Annotated in this window: 4 protein-coding genes and 1 pseudogene; 2 read left to right on the forward strand and 3 right to left on the reverse strand. The window is 55.4% G+C overall.

Going from position 1 to position 8,951, the window contains the following annotated elements:
• A partial coding sequence (locus tag AC1DXK_RS29095; RefSeq protein ID WP_477299584.1) for a decarboxylase occupies positions 1 to 2,565 on the reverse strand: 2,565 nt, incomplete at its 3' end.
• A 713-nt stretch (positions 2,566 to 3,278) separates the two neighbouring features.
• Positions 3,279 to 3,530, reverse strand: a pseudogene (locus AC1DXK_RS29100) (IS5/IS1182 family transposase); the annotation flags it as partial.
• A gap of 193 nt (positions 3,531 to 3,723) precedes the next feature.
• Between AC1DXK_RS29100 and AC1DXK_RS29105 the strand changes: the two are divergent.
• Both AC1DXK_RS29105 and AC1DXK_RS29110 read left to right on the forward strand, forming a co-directional pair.
• Positions 3,724 to 4,098 (forward strand): GCG_CRPN prefix-to-repeats domain-containing protein, encoded by a 375-nt coding sequence (locus AC1DXK_RS29105; RefSeq protein WP_409518629.1) that lies wholly within the window; start codon positions 3,724 to 3,726, stop codon positions 4,096 to 4,098.
• A gap of 355 nt (positions 4,099 to 4,453) precedes the next feature.
• A complete protein-coding gene (locus tag AC1DXK_RS29110) occupies positions 4,454 to 5,314 on the forward strand; it encodes a metal-dependent phosphohydrolase (RefSeq protein WP_457104604.1) in 861 nt (286 codons plus the stop codon).
• A gap of 376 nt (positions 5,315 to 5,690) precedes the next feature.
• Here the strand turns inward: AC1DXK_RS29110 and AC1DXK_RS29115 are convergent, their stop codons facing one another.
• Positions 5,691 to 6,761 (reverse strand): tyrosine-type recombinase/integrase, encoded by a 1,071-nt coding sequence (locus AC1DXK_RS29115; protein WP_477299583.1) that lies wholly within the window; start codon positions 6,759 to 6,761, stop codon positions 5,691 to 5,693.
• Positions 6,762 to 8,951 lie beyond the last annotated feature (2,190 nt).

Raw genomic sequence — 8,951 nt, forward strand, 5'->3', positions numbered from 1 at the left:
GGTCTCTTGCGTCAGTACTTGGCCCGGCACCATGATCGGGAACCCGGGAGGATAGGGAATGACGAAGTTGGCCGAGATCATCTCCGGCCCCTCCCGTAGCCGCCGATCGCATTCCGGACCGAACAGGGGCACGTATTCACAAAACGAAGGATCGTAGGCGCTGAAAAATGCCGCGCGGATATCGCCTTCGGGTGTGTTTTCGCCTGAGTCTTCGCGGAAAATCTGGTGAAAGTGACTGAAATTCGGCAGATCCGGCACGTCGGTCATCAACGACTTAACGCGAGTCTCAAAAGTGGCGCGTTCCGCTTCCCCGCCGGCGGCAAGCCCGTCCTCGATATTGCGAGCGATCTCCACCAAAACACGAATCAGGTGGGCGACATCGCTACGAGTATTGTTGATGTTCGACTGCAGCAGTACACTGTTTCGCGACGTCTTGTTGAGCTGAATGTCGTATTTGCTCGCCAGCAGGCCCTTGAATTGCGTGCCGTCGAAGCCCGCCGTGCCACAGACGAGCGTCATGCGCGTCGGATCAAGATAGAACTCATCCTCACTCATGGCGCGAACGACGTCGGCCCAAGTCGCACTCGGATCAAGGTAGTCCTTGAAACCGGACTGGCGGTACTCCGCCGGGATCATGCCCTCGGCTCCAAGGACGTTGAAATAGCGCGACACCAGCGGATGCGTGTTGACTGCCTTTCGGATTCTGAGCGCGATCTCGATCGCGTTCATGACCAGCCCGTAGCCCTCGAGCTCCATTTGACGGCGGGCCACGTCGAGGCTCGCGATGAGCTGCTGGTTAGGGCTGGTCGAGGCATGCGTGAATACCGCCTCGCGGAACTGCGCCTGCACGGTGTGGAAGTCGACATCCTTGACCAAGAGCATGGAGCCCTGCCGTATCGCGGACATCGATTTGTGGGTTGAGTTCGTCTGGTAGACCCGAAGCCGTACCTGACGTGGGTCGGGCACCAACCGCGTCTTCAGTAGCACCTCATCCGAAGGCTGGCTTCCAAGCTCACGCTGCTGGTCCTCATAGGCGTCGAGCGAGGCAGGATCCGTCAACCAAGCTTCGATATCGGCTGCCGCTCCCATCGCGGTGCGAGGACGAAGGAAAGGCGAAAACCGCGCGAATCCAGACCAGGCCTCGTCCCAGAGGAAGATCAGATCCGGCTTGATCGCGAGGCATTCCTCCATCACCCGGCGTACGTTGTACATGTGACCATCGAAGGTGCAGTTGGTCAGATCGAGCAGCTTGACCCGCTCCAGGCGACCATCAGCGCGGGACGCGAGCAGCGCCCGCTTGATTTCCGCCAGCGGGACGGCTCCATACATCGAGTATTCCGTCATCGGGAACGCCTCGACGTAGATCGGCTGCACGCCGGAGAGCACCATGCCGTAGTGGTGCGACTTGTGACAGTTCCGGTCAACGATGGCGATGTCGTCAGGCCCGAGCAGAGCTTGAACCGCCATCTTGTTCGAGGTCGAGGTCCCGTTGGTCACGAAGAAGACGTGGTCGGCGCCGAAGGCGCGCGCTGCCATGTCCTGCGCCCGCTTGATGGTACCGGTCGGTTCGAGAAGGCTGTCCAGACCGCCCGTCGTCGCACTACTCTCGGCTAGGAACAGGTTGATGCCGTAGAATGCGCCGAGGTCGCGGATCCAATCGGATTTGAAAACCGACTTGCCGCGCGCGATCGGGAGCGCATGGAAAGTTCCGACAGGCCGCCGCGCGTACCGCTTAAGATTATCGAAGAAGGGTGTCTCGTATCGGTCCTGAACGCCCTCGAGGATCGAGAGGTGGATTTCCAGAGGCTCTTCGACCGCATAGAAGATTCGGCGCACGCAATCCGCGGCCGGATCGCCCGCGAGTTCCTCAACCCGGCGCTCCGAGAGGATGAAGATGTCGAGCTCCGGCCGGATGCGCTTCAAAGCGCCGGCAAGACGCAAGGCGGAAGTGCTGCGATCGTCGTTCACGCCCAGTGTTTGCAGAACGTCCCGCAGCACAGGCGCGTCAAAACGCGACCGGAATGTGAAGCCCTCCGGCACGACCGCTGAAATGATGGACGGGTTGATCGCCGCCGCGCAGAATGCATCTTCGAATGAACCGACGAAAATCGGCTCGTAAACGAACGCATCTTCAGGGCGGCGAAGCCGCTTCACCTCTTGGGCGAGCGCCGGCCACCGAGAAGCTGGTTGCGCGGACACGAACAGCACTTCAAAATAGGGGCGGCGCACGTCTGCCTCGCCCAGACCAGGGGGCATTACGTCGCCGACCTCGTCCGGCTCCAGCTCGGCACGCGGATCCCATTCCGTACCCCGGTCTCGGTAAGCCCGTGTGAGCAATGCATTGGAGATCCGGAGCGCCATGCGGGCGGTCCCGCTCGCGTCGTTCTCCGCGACACGGTCGCGGAGCGCCGCCAAGAGCTTCGGTCCCGGATAGGCGTGGTACCCCTCAACCGGGTCGATTGCCTGGATAGCGGTTTCAAGATCCTCCCGCYGCTTGGTGCCAGCCTGCCAGGCTTCGGCAATGACCGCGATATCTCGCCATCGATCAAATCGACCCGAGTGCATGAGCAAAAACTGATCGATGCGCTGCGTGGGCTTATTCGCGCCGCGATCGACCGAACGGGGGCTGAGGCTCTTCGAAGAGCGGGTATTCGCCTTCGCACTGAACGGGGTGCGCGTTTCATCTGCCTTCGACATCAAGATAACTTTCTTCTAGCCTAGCCAGCTCAGGCGAAAGCTGATGACAGGCCTCATCTATCGATGTACGTTAATGCTGCTCCACCCAACCTCGCTTGATCGAATGGGACAGGGGCCTTGCTTCCTTTGAGATTTGTTGTAGTCGCAATCACAAACTATATCTTCAGAACTCGATTTATTTCAGCGCAACCCAAACGGGTTGGAACCGATACAATGCCAATTTCTCGAAGGATTTTGATGCTTTGGGTCGGTTCTATAAGCGGATTTGCTGGATCAATCGCTTACAATTACATTGCGTTTGATGAGATGCTACCATTTAATCGCATCTTACTTTCGATCATTGTCACTCTGGTAGTGGCTTGGGCTTTATTAAAACTCGCAAATAAGGTGAGAGATCTGCGTTGATCTGACAGCTGGGAGTACGACCATTGCGGCGCGGGAGCTTCCAACCAGCTGGACGCCTCCAAAAACCAGTCTGACGGCAGCTTCTGGAAGGGTGGGCTGGGAGTTTGGGCGCTTTGTGGATCTCACGCGACCTACACGCCAGCCCGATCCGGGCCGGATCGCCTCCCTCCTGGTCCTCAGACCGTCCTCGTTCGGGAGTCGTTGAGCCAGACCGCCCGGTTCATGTTGTAGACGAGGTTGGCTAGCCCGATCTTCACTGCGGCGCGGGCCATGACGATGGTGCGCACGACGAGCGCCATCGGCCCCTTCTGCCGGGCGAAGACGTGCTCGACAGCGGCGCGGACCTTCGACTTCCGACCGTTGGCGCGGGCGACGTTCCTCGCCATCGGTTTACCTGGCGGCTTCTTGCGATGAATGCGGGCTCGCCAGTTCAGCGATTGTCGTCCGGTTCAAGCTCGTCGTGAACTGCCGAGCTCGGGCCGATATTTCGACGACAAGCGTTTTGCGATGTCCCGAGCGATCAAGCGGTGCGGGCATATAGGATCCACACTGGACCACGATGTCGTTTGTTGCGGCGATGACACCTGTTGGCGCGCTTTGGATCACAGTGGAGTGTACGAGATGCGACGCATAAGGCTCGTGGTGTTTGTCGCTCTGTTCCTTGGGAGTTGGCTTAGCTTGGGCTCACCGGAGAAGGGGCAGTTTGGCGTCAGCGTGGCCGAGGCGGCCGGGGGCTGCGGCCTTGGCTTTCACCGCGGACCGTATGGTGGCTGCCGGCGGAACGGCTATGGGGGCTACTACGGTGGGCGGGGTGTCTACGGCTACCGGGGCGGGGCCGTCTATGGCTACCGTCGCGGCGTTTATGGCTATCGGGGCGGGCGCGTTTACGGCTACCGCGGGGGCCGGGTCTACGGCGGACGCGCCGCTTACGGCCGTCGAGTCGGCGGTTTCCACGGCGGCCGTGCCTTTTACGGAGGCGGTCGGTTTCGCCGCTAGCGCGCCATCGGAGCAGAAAGAAACCGATAGTGGCTGACTGCTTGGTCGCTGAAGTTGCGATTGCGATCGTCCCGTCGTTGGATGAGGATTGGTGGTCGGCTAGTCATCTGCGACGGTGCTGAGGAGACACGAGAAGCACCGTGGTCATCCAGGCCGGCAACATCACCTGGCCAGACTTCTTGAGGGGGACAGGTCCAGGCAAATCGAGGCCGCCCCACTTGCCACGGTTGAATGTGCGTCAGCCGCAGCGCGTACTGTCTAAGATAATGCGCCTCGGCCGGCTGCAGGCGTACGACAAAGTCTGGAAAGGCGGCCGTAGAAGGGACGGTTCCGTTCGGCGGCGGGAGTGCCCGGCATGATCACGACCGCTCAGCTTGCGTCACGGGCACTAGGCGAATACCTCGCCGCCGAGCTCCAGAGCACGTTCGGTACCAGCCAAGCGCCTTTGGCCGAGAGGGTCGGCGCCGCTGCGCGCCTTGCCCTTGAATGCTTGGGGAACTCTGACGCGCTTTACCACGATTTAGAACACACCCTGCTTGTGACGCAGGTCGGCCTCGACATTTTGCGCGGCAAAACTCTACTTGAGTTCACTTCGCCCGAGGACTGGGCACACCTGCTGGCCGCCTGCCTCTTTCATGACATCGGATACGTCCGAGGCGTTCTGAGAGGCGATTGCCCTGTGAAGGGATATATCATCGACGATGCGGGCCACCGCATCGTGCTGCCGCGTGGCGCCTCAGACGCGGCGCTGACCGCCTACCACGTCGACCGATCCAAATTGTTTGTCGCCGCGCGATTTGGCCAATCGGAAATCCTGGACGCGAACCGCGTCATGCGCGCCATCGAGCAAACTCGCTTTCCGGCCAAGCCCAGCGCCCTAGACAGCCATTCGGACGATGAGGCCTGCCTGGTCCGGGCGGCGGATCTGATCGGGCAGATGGGTGACCTACTCTACCTCCGTAAAGTCAATGCGCTCTTCCACGAGTTTGAGGAGGCCGGGACCAACGCCACCCTGGGCTACACATCGCCTGGCGATCTGGTCGAACGATACCCGGAGTTCTTTTGGCAAAGCGTATCTTCGCATCTGGAGAGCGCGCTAAAGTACTTGGAGGTGACGGTGAGCGGGCGCCAATGGATCGCCGGCCTGCAGTCCAATGTATTTCGGGCGGAACGCACAGCCGCGTTCGGACGGTCTCACGGGCTTGAGAACTGGTAGGAGCGGATAGCGCCTCAAGACGGGCACTTGGCCGCAACCCACACCTCGGGTGCCACGCCCTGCTTCTTCAGCAGCTTACATGTCTGCTTCTGGGCGGCTCGTCTCTCTTGTTTTGCCGTGAGCATAGACCGCCTCAAGCTTAGCAATGCCAGCCGTCTCAGAGCTCGGGGTGATGAGAGCCCCACAGCTGCGAGGTAGCGCAGTGCTAGCGCAGCGCCCTGATGTCCTCTGCCCTATCAATGACTTAGCCGTGCTCGCGTTCAGATCATAATCCTTGTGTCGGGGGTTCAAATCCCTCCCTCGCTACCATTTAAGTTCCTCCACCAATTGATCTTTTTCGCTCGGCTCAGAGTCCGGCTGAGTGAGTTTGACAGAATCAGACGCCGGGTTTGACAGACCGCGTGCTTCGTTTGTTCAGTTCGCTATCGAAAGCGGCAACGACCGGAGCCATCTTCATTCGCAGGTCTGCTCCCTCGGCGTAGTGGCGAGCCATTTCGATAGTTCGCTGCCCGAGCGCGTCCGCGATTGTGCGTTCGTCGAACCCGATCTCGCGGAGAATCACAGCTACGGTATGGCGCAACCCATAGAGCGTCAGGCCGGGCTGCACCCGAGCCACCTTTTCAAGCTTGACGCGAATCGGACGCCACGATGCGCGGAAGCCTGAAAGCGTCCACGGTCTGCCGAAAGACGTGGCGCAGAGTGTCATCGCCGAATGCTCAGGGGCATCCGCCAGGATGTCTGCTAGTGGCTTAGGCATAGGCCAGAAGACCGGTTGATTCGTTTTGGATCGCCATGTTGCGATCTCGCCGTCTCGAACGAAAGTCCTCGGCAGCGTCAACGCATCTTTTGGCCCGAGACCAGTGAACATCATGAGCGCGAGCGCCGACCGCATATGCCCTGGTGCCGCCTCTAAGACGATCTCGCGTTCGGCATCGCTCCAAGGTCTATTAGCCCGAGTTGCGCCCTTCTTCCTTCTAATGTCCTTGATCCCGGCTGCAACATTTTCACGAATATATCCTCGCTCAGATCCCCAATTAAACAGAAGGGATAGGACAGCTTTGACATAGTTCCCAAATCTACGTCCCTTTTTGACCGCAGCGCGATCTCGTATACGGACCACAAGCGGGCGGTCAAATTTCGTCAAAGCAACATCTTCTATGTTCTTTAGGTAATTAAAGACCTTTTGGTAGTCCGACTTAGTTTGATCCGCGAGATCAAGAAAAAAATCGTGCTTCCGATAAAGTTCGATTAGGTGGCCCAAAGATCCGGGCTTGATCGTAAGAGTTGTCTGACTGTCTGAGATCCGGCCGCACTTTGCAAAAAACTCGACGGAGCCCAAGGGACAGGCACGAAGATCAATCGCCTCTCTAGTCTTTCGATGGTAGCAGCGCATCTTACCGTGTCGATCTCTGAATATCTGAAATCCTTTAACGCGGATAATAGTCACGGGAGTCTCTCGATGATATCGCTGTCGGTGAGATGACCAGATTTCAATGAGTCGATCCATTCATCTAGATCATGAATGTCCCATAATCGAATGCGATTATTCATTTCGACAGGAGTGCATGGACAGATCGGAAGGAACCGACTGACAGGCAGATGACAATAATTGGCCGCTTGCTCTCGGGTGAGAAGTCGAACCGGTTTAGCTTCCAGATTAATTATAGCATGTCCGGCCATATCTCTGACATCCATTCCACAGATGTGTAACCATCTGGCGCGCCGCACTGCACGTGTCAAGAGAATATCAATCAACGCCAGGAAATATTTCTAATCAATAGTTATAGCAATAAATAGTGTCAGTTACCTATGCGCAATGACGACCCAATAAGCTATCTGGAAATACGGAGTGCACCTAAGCCGTTTTGTTCAGAATTCAAGACGACGACGATAATCGCACCAAAATCTGCATCCATACAGCACTTGTTTCTGATAACTGTTACATCACGCCATCGTGCAAAGCAAAGATCGTATAACAGTTGTATGTCAAACCCCTTTGTCGAGGCTTTGATAGGCGGCTTGTTTGGCGAGAAAGGCACAGATGATGGGAGTTTCCAATCAAACATGCCTATTCTAAAAAATCACGAGACAAATGTCTCAGTAATTTCGACATCCACTTAAGTCACTGAAATCGCTGAATTAAGTATCATGTCTCCGGATCGTCAAACGCGCGGTCATGTCTATAGTGTTAGAGACGTTACTTTCCCTTAGACCATATCAATGACCTATCTATTCCAATACGACCGTTCATATAACTTCTGACAATGAATGACAAAGACTTATCCCTCAGATATACGCCCTGTTTGCCTCCACTTGAATCCATACCATTGTTATAGAACCACTTGTCCTTGAGCATATAACCACATAACCTACTAAGATTGTCATCAACATTCTTATCTGTATACAAGGACTTCATATTGATTCCGTATGGCGCATCATACTTCGCTGCTAGTTTGGCTCTAACAGCTTCTGGATCATTGCCACCCAAGAAGAACAATACGTGTGAATGAACTAACACAACATCCTGACTGGCGAACACAGACCGACCATCATTCAAGTATTGTAATGCTTTTCTTTTCCGAACGCACATATCAGAACTAACCACCTTACTGGTATCCACAATCTCAAGCTCAATACGACCGTGGATGCGTAGTCCGGGGAATGATCGCTTGAGACCATTGAAGGCGATCTTAGCTCTATCTATCGTATTACCAATCTCGGTAATATCAGGTTGGGTAAGTGCATGGAGGACAGTGACGAATCTGATGTCCTTCCGCGCCCGATTCTCACAACTGTTATACGAACCGCGCCATAGTGAGAGCATTCGATCCGTATGCGACCTGACGTGACGATTCCGACAACTCTTACAGTAGGCCGTATTGCACCGACGGTAGGGCGAACATCCCTCAATCACCGCCAGATGGTCAGGGAAGCCCGTTACAGTAAGGGCGTGACGAAGGCGGGTGATGTGACGGCAGCCGCGAACAGGATATTCTAGCGCCGTTGTCCGGTCATGATGGGACGACATCGCTATCGCCGTTCTTCATTTCAACTAGATCATCAAGCAACTTTTCAATATATGGGACCAAGCCAACGTGCAGATTATCGCGTTTGATGATGTCTCTAGCGAAGGAAACATCGCTTAGGATCTGCCAGTAACAGTCTTCATTCTTGAATGTAAAACCATCAAAAAAACTTGTAATGTTAATGTATCGATCTTCAAAATATGAAAACAACCGATGGTGTTGACCCATCGTCAGATTACAGAACCGGGAAGCCATGCAGAAATCATATACGTCGGAGAAGATACGTTCGGTGCGTTGACGAATCTTCTTCTGATAACAGAACTTAAATGACATCCTTTGGMTCCGTCCTAATAAATCGACGAAGWAACAGTCTTATGGCATCGGTCTTACTGATACCGAATGTTTCCGCGATAGTATACAAATAATCATGGTCCTTTTCACTGAGCCTAAAGTTGGCTAGTCTGTTTTTTGTTTTCATTGTAAACTCCGTTTATTTACGTATTTATGATGTTTAACTAATGTATTTGATGCATATTAGGCATGATTAAATTACATATTATTCGATTTGTCACGGTGATTACAATAAGATGCTTGAGAACATGCCAGTTACC

This window comes from Methylobacterium sp. P3_A11 (genome assembly GCF_056403155.1).

Bases quoted from the DNA above. Each gene is read 5' to 3' on its own strand.
- AC1DXK_RS29105 (WP_409518629.1), top strand. From the start codon at position 3,724: ATGCGACGCATAAGGCTCGTGGTGTTTGTCGCTCTGTTCCTTGGGAGT.
- AC1DXK_RS29110 (WP_457104604.1), top strand. From the start codon at position 4,454: ATGATCACGACCGCTCAGCTTGCGTCACGGGCACTAGGCGAATACCTC.